This is a genomic window from Pseudomonas sp. TE3910 (genome assembly GCF_056279025.1).
This window is the reverse complement of sequence record NZ_JBWBQN010000001.1, coordinates 270,737-285,287: the sequence shown is the minus strand read 5'-3', so window position 1 is coordinate 285,287 and position 14,551 is coordinate 270,737. Positions and strand designations below refer to the sequence as shown.

Here is a 14,551-nt window from a genome sequence, read left to right as displayed (position 1 = left end):
TACGGCGGGCATCACCGCGTAAAAATAGTTTCAAAGGCATGCAGCAAATCGCTGCATGCACTGTCTGAAGCGCTCCTACACCCACAAGGTGTTGCGAAATGGCCTACAGTAAAATACTGTATGCACATACAGCAAAACAAGGAACGCTCCGTGGCAACCACTTCCTCTGCATCGACCCCCGCCAGCAGTTACGAGCAACTCGGCCTGCGCATCCAGAAAATCATCAATTCGCCGACTGCACAGAAAGCACGGTCAGCACTGATCTTTCGCCTGGAACATGAATCTCCCGACGACTGGGAAACCCTGCTCGAAGAAATTGCCGAGAACGATAACGTCACCCTCGCGCATCGCGATGATGGCGGCGTTCAGATTTTCTGGGTTGTACCGAAGGAAGACTGAGCACGCATGAGATTCAAGATTTTTGCAGTATCCTGCCTGCTGCTCAGTTTCGCCGCCCACGCCGACGCCCCGCGCACCTTCAGCGAAGCCAAGAAAGTCGCCTGGAAACTGTACGCCCCGCAATCGACCGAGTTCTATTGTGGCTGCAAGTACAACGGCAACCGTGTCGACCTCGAAGCCTGCGGCTATGTGCCACGCAAGAACGCCAACCGCGCCGCGCGAATAGAATGGGAACATATTGTGCCGGCCTGGCAGATCGGCCATCAGCGCCAGTGCTGGCAGGACGGCGGGCGCAAGAACTGCTCGCGCAATGATCAGGTCTATCAGCGCGCAGAAGCCGATCTGCACAACCTGGTACCGAGCATCGGCGAGGTCAACGGTGACCGCAGCAACTTCAGCTTTGGCTGGCTGCCCGAGCAACACGGACAATACGGTTCCTGCCTGACCCAGATCGACTTCAAGGCAAAGAAGGTGATGCCGCGCCCATCCATCCGCGGAATGATCGCACGCACCTACTTCTATATGAGCAAGCAATACAACCTGCGCCTGTCAAAACAGGATCGCCAGTTGTACGAAGCCTGGAACAAGACCTACCCACCTCAAGCCTGGGAGCTTCAGCGCAACCAGCGGGTGGCGTGCGTCATGGGCCACGGCAACGAGTTTGTCGGGCCGGTCAACATGAAGGCCTGCGGTTGACGCGCCGGGCAGCGCTTGCCCGCAGGCGCTGCCCGGCATTCACCCGCAACCGGCGCGACGCGACTATCGCGGTGCGTCGTGCTGGATCACCACCGAGTCGATCCCCAGGCGCGCCATGACATCGGCTTTCTGCGCCAGCGCTGCCGCCTTGTCGGCGTAGGGGCCCAGCAGCACCACCGGCTTACCCTCGCGGTAAACCACCGACGACGGGATGCCACGCTCGATCAGCCGCGCGGTCATATCCGTCAGCGCGCCCATGTTCGCCCCCTGAATGATTTCGACATCCCAGCCCTGAGCAGCCGGCTGGTCGGCCAGCGCTTCAGCCTTGCGCTGCAGGTCGGCGCCGCCGCAGATCTCGCGCAGGCGCAGGTTGTTACCGTCCTGATCGATGATCACTTCGTACTCGGCACCCTGCTTGATCGCCACGTAGCTGCGATAGGCCTCCACCACGCCCGACGCATCCTTGCCGCGAACCTGACCGCAAATATCGCCCTGTTCATTAATACGAACATTGGCGAACTTGGCCGTTTTCGGGTTTTGCAAATGCTCGGCGACCTTGTTGTGAGCGCGCTCTACATCATTCTCACAGCCAGCCAACGCCAGCATCGCCATTACCACCGCCACTTTGCGCACGCGCCTATCTCCTGAATGCCAGCGGCGGATTTTAGCACCTGCAAGGCAACGGCAGTTACAATCGACCCGCATTCCCCTCGAGAGGACGGCTATGCACCAGGTACTGTTGATCATTGACGTACAACCTTCCTTCAACCCACCCCAGTGGCTGGTCGAAGGCATCAACACACTCCTCGGGCGCATGCCGTCAGTCGCCACAGTAGAGCGTCACGACGAGCACCACACCCCGTTCCAACGCCAACTTGGCTGGCATCCTGCCAAAAACGAGCGCTGCCTGATCGCGGCCGACAGGGTGTTCGCCAAGTACGGTTATTGCCTCTCCAGCGAGACCCTCAACCACCTCAAGCAATTGAAACCGGACCGTGTCCTGGTATGCGGCATCCAGACGGACACCTGCGTGCTGGCGGCGGGCTTTGTGCTATTCGATGCGGGGCTGCAACCGACATTGATTACCGACCTGACCCGAGGCTCATCCCTTGATCGCTCAGGGGCACTGGGAATAAACCTGTGGCGACATCACTTCAAGCACACGGTGACAACGGCCGAACTGAAATAGCCCTACCCACACCGCACGGCTTTCAAATCTTTTTCCCCGGACAAACAAAAAGGGCGAACCTTTCGGATCGCCCTTTTTGCTACCACACTAAAGTGGATTTAATTTGGTAGGCACAATTGGACTCGAACCAACGACCCCCACCATGTCAAGGTGGTGCTCTAACCAACTGAGCTATGTGCCTGCTGTGGGGCGAATTCTACTCAGGTTTTTACAACCCGTAAATAGAAATATGCAAATAAATCAAACTTTTGCTGCATGCCCTGAACACGCAAAAAATCGCCCCAAACAAAAAAGGCGACCCTTTCGGATCGCCTTTTTTGCTGCCGCCAACAGGAGCGGTCTGATTTGGTAGGCACAATTGGACTCGAACCAACGACCCCCACCATGTCAAGGTGGTGCTCTAACCAACTGAGCTATGTGCCTGCTGTGAGGCGGCATTCTACGGAATTGACGAATGGTGTCAACTCTTTTTTTCGCGCTAACTCACTGAATATTAAAAATATTTGTGGGTTGGTCGTTTTCAGAATTTTAAACACCCCGCTAGCGGGTGTTAATTATTGTTGATAGGATCAGCTCATACGTAAAAAATATAAAACAGAGGTCCACCCCCATGGCGCACACCCCCTACCCTCAGTCCTACTACGCCGCATCGGCCAATCCTGTTCCGCAGCGCCCAGCTTTGCAGGAAGAAATTGATGTCGATGTCTGCGTGATCGGCGCCGGCTACACCGGTCTGTCCAGCGCACTGTTCCTGCTTGAAAACGGTTTCAAGGTTGCCGTCCTGGAAGCTGCCAAAGTCGGCTACGGTGCCTCTGGCCGCAACGGCGGGCAAATCGTCAACAGCTACAGCCGCGACATCGACGTCATTGAACGCACTGTCGGCCCCAAACAGGCACAACTGCTAGGGCAGATGGCGTTTGAAGGCGGCCGGATCATTCGTGAGCGCGTCGCCAAATACAACATTCAGTGCGATCTGAAAGACGGTGGCGTGTTCGCCGCCCTGACCTCCAAGCAAATGGGCCACCTGGAATCACAGAAACGCCTGTGGGAACGTTTTGGCCATAATCAGCTGGAACTGATGGACCAGCGCCGCATCCGTGAAGTCGTCGGTTGCGACAGCTACATCGGCGGCATGCTCGACATGAGCGGCGGGCACATCCATCCACTGAACCTGGCGCTGGGCGAAGCTGCCGCGGTTGAATCCCTCGGCGGCAAGATCTATGAACAGTCGCCTGCCGTGCGCATCGAACGCGGCGCCAACCCCGTGGTACACACCCCTCAGGGTAAAGTCCGCACCAAGTTCGTGATTGTCGCCGGCAATGCGTACCTGGGTAACCTGGTGCCGGAGCTGGCCGCCAAATCGATGCCATGCGGCACCCAGGTGATCACCACCGAGCCGCTGGATGCCGACCTGGCACATTCGCTGCTGCCACAGGACTACTGCGTTGAAGACTGCAACTACCTGCTCGACTACTACCGCCTGACCTCTGACAAGCGCCTGATCTTCGGCGGTGGCGTGGTGTATGGCGCACGCGACCCGGCCAATATCGAAGCGATCATTCGCCCGAAAATGCTCAAGGCTTTCCCGCAGCTCAAGGACGTGAAGATCGACTACGCCTGGACCGGCAACTTCCTGCTGACCCTGTCGCGCCTGCCTCAGGTCGGCCGTCTTGGCGACAACATCTACTATTCGCAGGGCTGCAGTGGTCACGGTGTGACCTACACCCATCTGGCAGGCAAGGTGCTGGCCGAAGCGCTGCGCGGCCAGGCAGAACGCTTTGATGCGTTTGCCGAGCTGCCGCACTATCCGTTCCCAGGCGGGCAATTGCTGCGTGTACCGTTCAGCGCCATCGGTGCCTGGTACTACAGCCTGCGCGACCGCCTCGGCGTTTAACGCCTACCGCTCAAGCCGTCACGGGCCAATGGCCTTGACGGCTTGGCGGGCAGCCTGTTCCTGGCCTGCCTGGGCCAGATCATTGGCTGCCTTGAGCCAGCGCTGCCGGTCTACCTGCGCCGGCAACTGCCCAGGTTGCTGTACCAGCACAGCCCAGGCCCCCTCCTTCTGCCAGGCAGCATTGAAGCTGTCGAAGCCCATCAGCAAGCGCCGATTATTGCCCGAGCGCAGCAACACGCGTTCCTTGTAGCGGTCGTAACCGACCAGCAAGGCATACCGCGGCTCGCCCCACAGCGCTGTCCCCTCACTGTAACGCAGCAATACCGGATTACCTGCAGCAACCTGCGTTAGCAGCGCTGGCAACTGACGGTCCAGTGGGTAAACCATCATCCCGTACTCACGCGCTACAGCCGGCATTGACTCCGGCAGCTTGTCGACGTCTTGCGGCAAATGCAGGGGGCCATCAAGCAAACCTGGCGTGATCCTCACACCCTGTTGAGACAATATCGCCGCCAAGGCCATTGAGGCACTCTGGTTCGCATTGCCACGGAAATATGGCACACCGCTCAACTCAACCCGCTGCGCCATGCCATTGAGCTGAGACGAGAATGGGCTGGCACAACCGGCCAGGCTCAGGGTTACGGCCACAGCCGCAAACAGACGACGGGATGCGATGGGAAATACAGGCATGGACTCTCGCTTGTTCTGGTGCCCGGCAGGCAGCGCCCGGCCTCGGCTGCGATCATAGGCCGGCAGCGCTTCGCGGTATAGCCCGCGTACGGCTTAGAACAAAGCAGACCAAGGTGCTAGACCATAGGTCAATGGCTTGCCATGTAACAACAGCTAGACTGTTGCATGAGGCAGGCGCAAGAGCCTGCTCGGCTTAAAAGGAGGCACACATGAGCCTGACACTGGCGATTTTCATGTTGATCGGCGCTTGGCTGAGCGTCGCGGCCGCAATGCTCTGGGGGGTACTGCGCATCACGCGTCGCCACCATCACCCTCACCTGCAACCCCGGGATATGACGGCAGGCGTGCCTCATCGCCAGCGCCGACACGCCCACGCACACTGACTCAGCCCCACAGAAACGACAACGGCCGGCCCGGGTTACCCCGGCGCCGGCCGTCACGCCTGAATCAGTAATCAGGCCGAGATTTCTTCACGCTTCATGCGAGCACGTCGCGACAGAATGTTAAGCACTTCGATCGCCGTCGAGAACGCCATGGCCGCGTAAACGTAACCTTTTGGCACGTGGACACCGAAGCCTTCAGCGATCAGGGTCATACCGATCATGATCAGGAAGCCCAGGGCCAGCATCACGACGGTCGGGTTGTCGTTGATGAAGCGCGCCAGTGGATCAGCGGCCACCATCATCACCACCACGGCACTGATAACGGCGATGATCATGATCGGCAAGTGCTCGGTCATGCCCACAGCGGTAATGATGCTGTCGATCGAGAAGACGATATCCAGCAACAGGATCTGGCCAATGGCAGCAGCAAAGCCAAGGGTAATGGTCGACGAGGCCTTGGCGTCTTCCTGTGCCACGGGATCAACACTGTGGTGAATTTCAGTGGTTGCTTTCCACAACAGGAACAGGCCACCCGCGATCAGAATCATGTCTTTCCAGGAGAAACTCTGGCCAAACACGTCAACCACCGGTTCAGTCAACTGGACGATCCAGGCAACGGTACTGAGCAGCGCCAGACGCATCACCAGCGCCATGCTGATACCCACGCGCCGCGCCTTGGAGCGGTACTGTTCAGGCAGTTTGTTGGTCAGGATGGAAATGAAGATCAGGTTATCGATACCCAGGACAATCTCCATGGCCACCAAGGTGGCCAGGGCGACCCAGGCGGTAGGGCTTGCAGCAAGTTCTAACAGGTATTCCATGAATCAGTCCTGAACGGGGGGATTGGTTGAATCAGATGTCTTGAGTGCTGTCATCGCGCTCGGTGTCAGAAGGCTTCTTCTCTGCCTGCGAACCTGTGGCTTCGCTCAAGGCTTGTTGAGCCGCTTCATTGGTCTTGTCGATGGCTTCCTTGGCCGACTGTGCGGCCTGATTGAGCACCTGCTGGGCGGACTTTTCTGCCTGTTCACAGCCGCTGATGGCAAACAACGCCAGCACCAGCACCAACGGCGTACCAATCGATTTGAAGTGAAGCATGTTTTTTTCCTCTTGTAACGGCCAGCCCTGAAGCCGGCGCTTTAGATAGCAATGCATTCTAAAGACCGAGATACATCAGGAAAATTCGTTTTTTTAAGGGTTATACTTCGGTTTTTACGAAGTGAGAACCCTCATGCTCAACTACAGGCAGCTGCACTACTTCTGGGTCGTGGCCAAAACCGGCAGCATTGTGCGCGCCTGCGAGCAACTGAACCTGACCCCGCAAACCATCAGCGGACAGATCAGCCTGCTGGAACAAACCTATGGGGTAGAACTGTTTCGCCGCGTAGGCCGTCAACTGGAACTGACCGAAACCGGTCGCCAGGCCCTGAGCTATGCCGAGCCCATGTTTCAGATCGGCGGCGAACTTGAGGCCCTGCTGCGTACACAGCCAGAAGAAAAGCAGATCCTGTTTCGGGTTGGCGTCGCGGATGTGGTGCCAAAGTCCATCGTTTACCGGCTGATTGCCCCCACCATGGAAATGAGCGACCCACTGCGCATCAGTTGCCGCGAAGACAAGCTGGAGCGCCTGCTTGCCGACCTGGCGATTCAGCGCCTGGACCTGGTCATCTCCGACAGCCCAATGCCCAGCCACCTGGACATCAAAGGCTACAGCCAGAAGCTGGGAGAATGCGGCATCAGCTTCTTTGCCACCGCCACGTTGGCCGCGCGCTACGGGGCCAACTTTCCTCAAGGGCTACAACATGCGCCACTGCTGATACCCGGGCAGGAAACCGTCGTACGCAGCCGCTTGCTGCGCTGGTTTGCCGAACAGAATGTGCAACCACGGATCATCGGTGACTTCGATGACAGCGCCTTGATGCAAGCCTTCGGGCAGTCAGGCAGCGGAATATTCATCGCCCCCAGCGTCATCGCCGACGAGGTCTGTCGACAGTACGGCGTCGAGCTGATCGGCCAGACGGATGCCGTGATCGAGTCGTTCTATGCCATCTCGGTGGAACGCAAGGTCAAACACCCCGGCATACTTGCCATCACCGAAGGCGCCCGACGCGAGCTGTTCAACTGGCCTCTGGCCGGAACCGCGCGCTCATCAACCACAGCCCCAGGATCACCGACGACGTGATCAACACAGCGGCAGACAACCCCAGGCGGGCCAAGCCCAGGGTATCAATGACCCAACCGCCAATGATCGCCCCCAGGCCGATGCCAAGATTGGCCCCGGCAATATTGAGAGAAGCCGCAAACGCCGGCGCCTTGGGGGCGGCCTTGATCAGGCGCACGTGGGAAACCAGAAACAGCGCGGCCTGGGTCGCCCCCCAAATGGCCAACGCCAACATCAGGCCCACCGTGGACTGCATGCTCGGCACCACCGCCACCAAGCCTATGACCATCACGGCGCAGAAGCCACTGGACGCCAGCAGAGGATGACGGTCCACGGCACGACCGCCCAGACTGTTGCCAACCAAACCGACCGCACCAAACCCCCATCAGGTACCAACCCACCCTGCTGCCATCGAAGCCGGCCAAGCGCTCAAGCATATCGGCCAGGTAGGTATACGCCGTGAACATGCCGCTGAACACCAGCACCGACAACAGCACATGCCCCTGCAACAAACGGCTGCGCAAGATGCCAAATTGCCCGAGCAGTGACGAGGCCGGCGTCTGACGCGGGGTGCGTGGCAGGTAGCCGTACAACAACAACGCCTTGGCCAGCGCCAGCACGGCCAGCACCGCAAAAGCCGCCCGCCATCCCAGGGCGTCGCCAATCAAGGTGCCGACCGGGATGCCAAACACCGTCGCACACACCACACCAAAGCTGATCTTGGCAATGGCGCGTCCAGCGTAAGCCGGGCCGACGATGTCCACCGCCGTTTCACTGGCCAATGCCCAGAACACCGGCAACCCGAGCGCCGGGATCAACCGAGCCAGGCCCATTACATAAATGTTCGAAGCCACCGCCGCCAGCGCATTGGAGGCCGCAAACACCAGCAAAATTCCGATAAACAGTCGTTTTCGATCGAAGCGCGCGCACCACGCGGTGAGAAACGGCCCGCAACAGGCCACGGTGAATGCGAACAAGGTCACCAGCAGCCCCGCCTGGGAAACACTGACCTGCAGGTCACGCGCAATACCCGGCAGCAGCCCGACGATAATGAATTCCGTGGTCAATACAGTGAAGCCGGCCGCAGCCAGCAACAGGATAGGCAATAACATCCACACTCCAACGCAGAAAGCACGCGGCCGCAGCCGCGCCAAAAGGGCGGGCATACTACACGCCCGCACCACGCTCCGACACCGTGCAGCGACCCTCGCCTGCACACTGTGCTAAAGTCGCGCCCTTTTTCGCGGCCCTGCCATCCAGACGCCGTCGATGCGCCACGTTTCGGCACTGCCGAAACCCTTGAACAAGACAGAGAAACACCTGCCATGACCCCCGTTCTAAACCTGTTGAATAGAACCAGCCTGGTGCTACAGATCCTGGTTGGCCTGATTGCTGGTATCGCCCTCGCGTTGATCTCACCCGAAACCGCAGCAAACCTGTCCTTTATTGGCAAGGTCTTCGTCTCCGCGCTGAAGGCTGTCGCCCCCATCCTGGTGTTCATTCTGGTCATGGCTTCTATCGCCAACCATCGCCATGGTCAGGAAACCCATATCCGCCCGATTCTGGTGCTGTACCTGCTGGGCACCTTTGCGGCTGCGGTGGTTGCGGTAGTTGCCAGCATGGCCTTCCCTTCCCACCTGGCACTGAACACCTCCGAGGCCTCGCTGAGTGCTCCGGGCGGCATTGGTGAAGTCCTGCAGAGCCTGGTGCTGAGCGCCGTAGACAACCCAGTCAAAGCCCTGATGAACGCCAACTTCATCGGTATCCTGGCCTGGGCCATCGGCCTTGGCATTGCCATCCGCCATGCCGGCCAGACGACCCGAACCGTGCTGGAAGACCTGTCCAACGGCGTGACCGTGATCGTACGAGTCGTCATTCGTTTTGCGCCGCTGGGTATCTTTGGCCTGGTCGCCTCGACCCTGGCAGAGTCCGGCCTTGATGCCCTGGTCGGCTACCTGCACCTGCTGACCGTCCTGATCGGCTGCATGCTGTTTGTCGCGCTGGTGGTCAACCCGCTGATCGTGTTCTGGAAAATCCGTCGCAACCCGTTCCCACTGGTGTTCATGTGCCTGCGTGAAAGCGGCATCACCGCCTTCTTCACCCGTAGCTCGGCCGCCAACATCCCGGTCAACCTGGCGTTGAGCAACAAGCTGGGCCTGCATGAAGACACCTACTCGGTATCGATCCCTCTGGGTGCAACCATCAACATGGCCGGTGCCGCCATCACCATTACCGTCCTGACCCTGGCAGCGGTAAATACCTTGGGCATCACCGTAGACCTGCCGACCGCCGTACTGCTCAGCGTGGTGGCGGCGGTGTGCGCCTGCGGCGCCTCCGGCGTGGCTGGAGGCTCGCTGCTGCTGATCCCGCTGGCCTGCAGCCTGTTCGGCATCCCCAGCGAAATCGCCATGCAAGTGGTGGCAGTTGGTTTCATCATCGGGGTACTGCAGGATTCGGCAGAAACTGCGCTGAACTCCTCCACCGACGTACTCTTCACCGCCGCAGCCTGCCAGGCCAAAGAGCGTCAAGCCGCTCGCGCCTGACCATGCCCCTGCAGCCGGTGCCCGGGCACCGGCTGCTTGTGTTTTACCGTCAACCGCACCTAGGCTAGAGCCTTTCCTCGAATAGAGACAGGGCCATGTCCGCCGAACACGAAACCGCTTCCCCTGCCCGCTTCACCAGCACCGAAGTCCGTATTCTCGGCTCGCTGATCGAGAAACAGGCCACCAACCCCGAAACCTACCCACTGACCCTCAACGCCCTGGTGCTGGCCTGCAACCAGAAAACCAGCCGTGAGCCGGTGATGAACCTGAGTCAAGGCCAAGTCGGCCAGAGCCTGCGCGCCCTGGAAAGCCAAGGCATGACCCGCCTGCAGATGGGCAGCCGCGCCGACCGCTGGGAACACCGTATCGACAAGGCCCTGGAGCTGGTTCCGGCACAAGTGACGTTGCTTGGCCTGATGTTTCTGCGCGGCCCGCAGACCGTCAACGAGCTGCTGACCCGCAGCAACCGCATGCACGACTTTGACGATGCCGAGCAGGTCGTGCATCAACTTGAACGCCTGATTGCACGCGGTTTTGCGCTGCACCTGCCGCGCCAGGCCGGCCAGCGGGAAGACCGGTACACCCATGCATTCGGCGATCCGGAAGACATCGAAGCCATCCTCGCAGCACGGCAGCAAGGGCCGGAACGCTCGACCGCCAGCGCGGTGTCGCTGGAACGTATCGAAGCGCTGGAAGCCCGTATCGCCGCGCTGGAAGAGCGCCTGGCGCAGCTGGAGTAACACACACGGCCTGGGTGGCCGGGCCGACAACGGCAGGCTCCCGACAATACGCCTACAACGCTGCAGGCGCCGCCAACACTGGCGATGGCATTCGTGCGTACGCCACTGCCGCGGCGACCTGCTCGTCCGTTGGCCTTACCCCGGTGTACAGCACGAACTGTTCCAGTGCTTGCAGCGCAATCACGTCCAGACCAGTGATCACCGGCTTGCCCAGCGCCTGTGCCTGCACGATCAACGGTGTCTGCTCCGGCATCGCCACCACATCGAACACCCACTGTGCAGCCGCTATCGCCTCGGGCGCGAACGCCAACTGATCCGCCTCATCGCCACCGGCCATGCCAATCGGCGTCACATTGACCAGCAACTGTGCACGCAGGTTACCAAGCTCGGCTTGCCAGCCATACCCGCACACCTGCGCCAGTCGCCGCCCCGCTGCTTCGTTGCGCGCGACCAGGGTGCCATTGGCGAAGCCGGCATCACGCAACGCACAGGCCACAGCTTTGGCCATGCCCCCACTGCCACGCAAGGCAAAGCTCATGTCCGGGTCCAGACGATGGCGCGCCAGCAGTTGGCGTACTGCCAGATAGTCGGTGTTGTAGCCTTTCAAGTGCCCAGCCGTATTGACCAGGGTGTTGACTGAGTCAATGGCCGCAGCCGATGGGTCCAGCTCGTCGATCAAGGCAATACAGGCCTCCTTGTAGGGCATCGACACACCGCAACCGCGAATGCCCAGGGCACGGATCCCGCCGATGGCTGCGGGCAGATCGGTGGTGGTCATGGCCTTGTAGTAATAATCCAGCCCCAACTGCTGATACAGGTGGTTGTGAAAACGTACGCCAAAGGTGCCAGGACGGCCTGCCAGAGACATGCACAAGACGGTGTCTTTACTGGGGGTCATGCGGATCTCCTGAAATGCGCTGAAGGCACAGTATGCCAAGCGTGAACAGGCAACGTGCCTCATGTCGCCAAACCCTTCAGATCGCCTGCCTCCGTACTACGCTCTACCTACGCACGCTGACTCAGCTCATCAGCAGGTTGGTCGGAAGTCGGGAAGCTGGAGACGCGGCTGATAGGTACACGCATGGTACAAGGTTAAATTTGTTTCATTTTTGGCCTAATGATTCCGGGGCAATCGACAGCCCCTGAGCCATACTCCTAAAATGTAACGGTTTTTTACCGAAAACCTTTGCACAGCCAACGACATACCAACATTTAGTGAGCGCCAACGTGAAAACCTCTCTTTCGATTTTAAGTCTGCTGCTATTGCTCACAGGTACCGCCGCAGTCTCGTCGAATGCTGTTGCCCAACCACCCGCGCAAGTTCAACGTGACCCTTCCAAGCTGCGCCTGGCATCCGGCAGTGCTCTGTTGATCGACGTGCAGACCAACCAGGTGCTGTACGCCAACAAGGCCGACGTCGTGCGCCCGATCGCATCGGTCACCAAGTTGATGACCGCGATGGTAGTCCTCGACGCCAAGCAGCGCATGGACGAGGTGATCCCCGTCACGATTGCGCAGACCAAGGAAATGAAGGGCGTCTTTTCCAGGGTCAAACTCGGCAGTGAGCTGAACCGTCGAGAGATGCTGCTCATTACCCTGATGTCCTCGGAAAACCGCGCGGCGGCAACCTTGGCGCACCACTACCCCGGCGGCTACGATGCGTTCATCAAGGCCATGAACAGCAAAGCCCGCGCACTGGGCATGACCCACACGCGGTATGTCGAACCGACCGGGTTGTCGATGTACAACGTGTCGACCGCACGCGACCTGAGCAAGCTGCTGCTGGCCGCGCGCAACTACCCGATGCTGAGCGAGTTGAGCACCACACGCGAGAAGACCGTGGCGTTCCGCAAACCCAACTACACCTTGGGCTTTCGTAACACCGACCACTTGGTCAACAAGAGTGATTGGGACATCAAGCTGACCAAGACCGGCTTCACCAATGAGGCGGGGCATTGCCTGGTGCTGCTGACGCGCATGGCTGACCGGCAAGTGGCCATGGTCATTCTCGACGCCTTTGGCAAATACACCCACTTTGCCGACGCCAGCCGCCTGCGCCAGTGGATGGAAACCGGCAAGGCAAGCGCAGCGCCAGCCGTGGCGATGCGCTACAAGTCAGAGCGGACCCAGAACCGGCCAGTCGCCGACTGAAGGGTTACAGGGCCTGCCTGGTGTTGTACATGGCAGGCCCCAAGGCCAGTATCAGGCGCTGGTACTGACCAGCGAACCCGAACTGCTGCCTCCGCTGGTGGTCAGGGCTTCGAGCAAGGCACTGGTCGCGACCTGAATAGCGGCCATGGTGCTTGAAACGGCGCTTTGGGCGGCCATCACCGCAGCCGCCTTGGCTGTCTCCTCCTGCTTACTGGCCATCGCTTTCTGCAATTGCTTCTGCTGTTCGGCCAACTGCTTTTGTAGCCGCTCTATCTGCTCACGCAACTGCTTGATGTGTGCTGGCTCACTGTCGCTTGTGCTGGCACCACTGGCCTTGGCCTCGCCATTCTCCCGCACCTGGGAAAGGTCGGCCTTGACGCCGCTTGTAGCTGTCGCCTCGGCAGGCGCCGCGCCATTGATACTGACGCCATTGACATTGGTTGCACTTGGGCTGCCGTTGATGCTGATGCCGGCCGCCAGCGTATTGATTCCGACCATGTGCTTATCGTCCTGATGGTATTTACGTTAGTCAGCCTATCGACCGCACTGGTCAAACCTTTAGCCCGCCTGGCTTTGCCCGTACCAACACTGGCGGTGGTCCCCCTAACCACGCTGCATGCAACGCTGGTAACGCGCTTCGACCCGGTTGGCAAACCAGGCGGTGGTCAGCGTGCGGGTAATCTTCGGGCTTTCCAGCACAATCCCCGGGAGCAGCGCACGGGGTAGTGGCTTGCCCTCGTGCTGCTCGGCAAGGGCATACACGCGTCGATAAAGACGAGTACTTTCAAATGCCAGGCTGTCGCCTTCCTCCAACTGACTGCGGATCGCTGGGTTGCGCATGCCCAGCGCATCACCCAACTGCCTCACGGCCCGCTCTGTCGCTCCCGGCAGAATCGCACCCGGGGCGATCAGGTCGCCATCGAGCGCCAGACTGACACCTGATGCCCGGCTGACGGCATGCTGAAACGCCGCATTACGGCTGGCGTACCAACCGGCATTGAAATCAGCGAAACGGTACAGTTGCCGATCATAGTTCGCCGGATAAGCGAGCAAATGAGCAATCCCGAAATACAGCCCACCACGGCGACTGAACACTTCCTGTCGGATCGTGCCGGTGTACGTGTAGGGGTAACCCTTGGCATGGCGTTCGGCAAAGGCGATGCTCACCTGCATCGGCCCGCCGGTGCGCACCGGATTGAGACCGCCAAGCAGTGTGCGCCCCATGGGCACGGTGCTGATCAGGTCATCGAAGATTGCACTCAACTGCCGCTCGCTGCGCACCGTTTCCAGGCGCTCGCTGTAGCTCTTGCCACCCGGTGAACGGGTATTGAGCGCCGCATTGACCAGAAACTGCGGGACATGCAGCCTGGCGGCACGACGGTCGATTTCTTCACGGGCGATGCGCCCCAGACCTGGCACGCTGGGGTCGGCCTGGAAGGTGGACTCCTGTTCAGTGACCGCCAGCGCAGCACACAGGTTGTCGCGGGTTGCGGCAATGCCCTGGTGGGTAAAGGCAACTTGAATATCCTTCGCCCAACCCTGGCGATCGGCGAGGTTGGCCGGCAACAGGCGAGCGATCTGAGCCCGCAACTCGGCAGGGCTGGCAGGCTGGGTGGTGCGCGGTGAGGCGCAACCGGCCAGCACGAGCAACACAGCAAGGCACAACAGCAATCGAAGTGAAGTCATGGACCACCCGCAAGGATACCGC

At 59.8% G+C, this 14,551-nt stretch carries 16 protein-coding genes, 2 tRNA genes and 1 pseudogene; 9 read left to right on the top strand and 10 right to left on the bottom strand.

Going from position 1 to position 14,551, the window contains the following annotated elements:
• The first annotated feature begins 120 nt into the window (after positions 1–120).
• Positions 121–399 carry a DUF1654 domain-containing protein gene (locus ACZ9H3_RS01330; RefSeq protein ID WP_476219115.1) on the top strand — a complete coding sequence of 93 codons (279 nt, stop codon included), beginning with the start codon at positions 121–123 and terminating at the stop codon, positions 397–399.
• A 6-nt stretch (positions 400–405) separates the two neighbouring features.
• A complete protein-coding gene (locus ACZ9H3_RS01325; protein WP_102053743.1) occupies positions 406–1,095 on the top strand; it encodes an endonuclease in 690 nt (229 codons plus the stop codon).
• Between the two features lie 63 nt (positions 1,096–1,158).
• Here ACZ9H3_RS01325 and ACZ9H3_RS01320 read toward each other — a convergent pair whose 3' ends face one another.
• Complete coding sequence (locus tag ACZ9H3_RS01320; protein ID WP_476219112.1) at positions 1,159–1,728, bottom strand: SPOR domain-containing protein; 570 nt, start codon at positions 1,726–1,728, stop codon at positions 1,159–1,161.
• 91 nt (positions 1,729–1,819) lie between these two features.
• On the opposite strand from ACZ9H3_RS01320, the gene ACZ9H3_RS01315 reads away from it, so the two are divergent.
• Positions 1,820–2,284: an isochorismatase family protein gene (locus tag ACZ9H3_RS01315; RefSeq protein ID WP_099774102.1), complete on the top strand. Its 465-nt coding sequence runs from the start codon at positions 1,820–1,822 to the stop codon at positions 2,282–2,284.
• A gap of 104 nt (positions 2,285–2,388) precedes the next feature.
• Here the strand turns inward: ACZ9H3_RS01315 and ACZ9H3_RS01310 are convergent.
• Together ACZ9H3_RS01310 and ACZ9H3_RS01305 are read right to left on the bottom strand one after the other, a co-directional pair.
• A tRNA-Val gene (locus ACZ9H3_RS01310) sits at positions 2,389–2,465 on the bottom strand.
• Positions 2,466–2,630: 165 nt separating this feature from the next.
• Positions 2,631–2,707: transfer RNA gene (locus ACZ9H3_RS01305), tRNA-Val, on the bottom strand.
• Between the two features lie 187 nt (positions 2,708–2,894).
• Between ACZ9H3_RS01305 and ACZ9H3_RS01300 the strand changes: the two genes are divergently transcribed.
• On the top strand, positions 2,895–4,178 hold the full coding sequence (locus tag ACZ9H3_RS01300) for an NAD(P)/FAD-dependent oxidoreductase (RefSeq protein WP_065761993.1): 1,284 nt from the start codon (positions 2,895–2,897) through the stop codon (positions 4,176–4,178).
• An 18-nt stretch (positions 4,179–4,196) separates the two neighbouring features.
• On the opposite strand, the gene ACZ9H3_RS01295 is transcribed toward ACZ9H3_RS01300, so the two are convergent.
• A complete protein-coding gene (locus ACZ9H3_RS01295) occupies positions 4,197–4,868 on the bottom strand; it encodes a hypothetical protein (RefSeq protein ID WP_102052529.1) in 672 nt (223 codons plus the stop codon).
• A 209-nt stretch (positions 4,869–5,077) separates the two neighbouring features.
• Here ACZ9H3_RS01295 and ACZ9H3_RS01290 point away from each other — a divergent pair, with 209 nt between their 5' ends.
• The gene (locus tag ACZ9H3_RS01290) at positions 5,078–5,251 is read left to right on the top strand and encodes a hypothetical protein (protein ID WP_176717495.1); all 174 of its coding nucleotides are present in this window, start codon (positions 5,078–5,080) and stop codon (positions 5,249–5,251) included.
• 71 nt (positions 5,252–5,322) lie between these two features.
• Here the strand turns inward: ACZ9H3_RS01290 and ACZ9H3_RS01285 are convergent, their stop codons facing one another.
• Positions 5,323–6,072, bottom strand: coding sequence for a TerC family protein (locus tag ACZ9H3_RS01285; RefSeq protein WP_102052530.1), 750 nt, complete (start codon positions 6,070–6,072; stop codon positions 5,323–5,325).
• Positions 6,073–6,103: 31 nt separating this feature from the next.
• Positions 6,104–6,346 (bottom strand): hypothetical protein, encoded by a 243-nt coding sequence (locus ACZ9H3_RS01280; RefSeq protein ID WP_065761917.1) that lies wholly within the window; start codon positions 6,344–6,346, stop codon positions 6,104–6,106.
• A gap of 133 nt (positions 6,347–6,479) precedes the next feature.
• Between ACZ9H3_RS01280 and nhaR the strand changes: the two genes are divergently transcribed.
• Entirely contained in the window at positions 6,480–7,430 is a 951-nt protein-coding gene (nhaR, locus tag ACZ9H3_RS01275; protein WP_099774100.1) for a transcriptional activator NhaR, read from the top strand.
• Here the strand turns inward: nhaR and ACZ9H3_RS01270 are convergent.
• A pseudogene (locus tag ACZ9H3_RS01270) lies at positions 7,366–8,521 on the bottom strand (MFS transporter). The gene nhaR and the pseudogene ACZ9H3_RS01270 sit on opposite strands and share 65 nt — an antisense overlap.
• Before the next feature lie 213 nt (positions 8,522–8,734).
• Here ACZ9H3_RS01270 and sstT point away from each other — a divergent pair.
• Positions 8,735–9,952 carry a serine/threonine transporter SstT gene (gene sstT, locus ACZ9H3_RS01265; RefSeq protein ID WP_330523067.1) on the top strand — a complete coding sequence of 406 codons (1,218 nt, stop codon included), beginning with the start codon at positions 8,735–8,737 and terminating at the stop codon, positions 9,950–9,952.
• Between the two features lie 95 nt (positions 9,953–10,047).
• Positions 10,048–10,692 (top strand): YceH family protein, encoded by a 645-nt coding sequence (locus ACZ9H3_RS01260; protein WP_102052533.1) that lies wholly within the window; start codon positions 10,048–10,050, stop codon positions 10,690–10,692.
• Positions 10,693–10,744: 52 nt separating this feature from the next.
• Here the strand turns inward: ACZ9H3_RS01260 and ACZ9H3_RS01255 are convergent, their stop codons facing one another.
• Positions 10,745–11,590 (bottom strand): shikimate 5-dehydrogenase, encoded by an 846-nt coding sequence (locus ACZ9H3_RS01255; protein WP_476219106.1) that lies wholly within the window; start codon positions 11,588–11,590, stop codon positions 10,745–10,747.
• A 329-nt stretch (positions 11,591–11,919) separates the two neighbouring features.
• Between ACZ9H3_RS01255 and pbpG the strand changes: the two genes are divergently transcribed.
• The gene (gene pbpG / locus ACZ9H3_RS01250) at positions 11,920–12,843 is read left to right on the top strand and encodes a D-alanyl-D-alanine endopeptidase (protein ID WP_476219104.1); all 924 of its coding nucleotides are present in this window, start codon (positions 11,920–11,922) and stop codon (positions 12,841–12,843) included.
• Positions 12,844–12,894: 51 nt separating this feature from the next.
• Here the strand turns inward: pbpG and ACZ9H3_RS01245 are convergent, their stop codons facing one another.
• Together ACZ9H3_RS01245 and ACZ9H3_RS01240 are read right to left on the bottom strand one after the other, a co-directional pair.
• The gene (locus ACZ9H3_RS01245; protein ID WP_099774096.1) at positions 12,895–13,341 is read right to left on the bottom strand and encodes a hypothetical protein; all 447 of its coding nucleotides are present in this window, start codon (positions 13,339–13,341) and stop codon (positions 12,895–12,897) included.
• Between the two features lie 105 nt (positions 13,342–13,446).
• Positions 13,447–14,529 carry a DUF1615 domain-containing protein gene (locus ACZ9H3_RS01240; RefSeq protein WP_476219102.1) on the bottom strand — a complete coding sequence of 361 codons (1,083 nt, stop codon included), beginning with the start codon at positions 14,527–14,529 and terminating at the stop codon, positions 13,447–13,449.
• Positions 14,530–14,551: the final 22 nt, after the last annotated feature.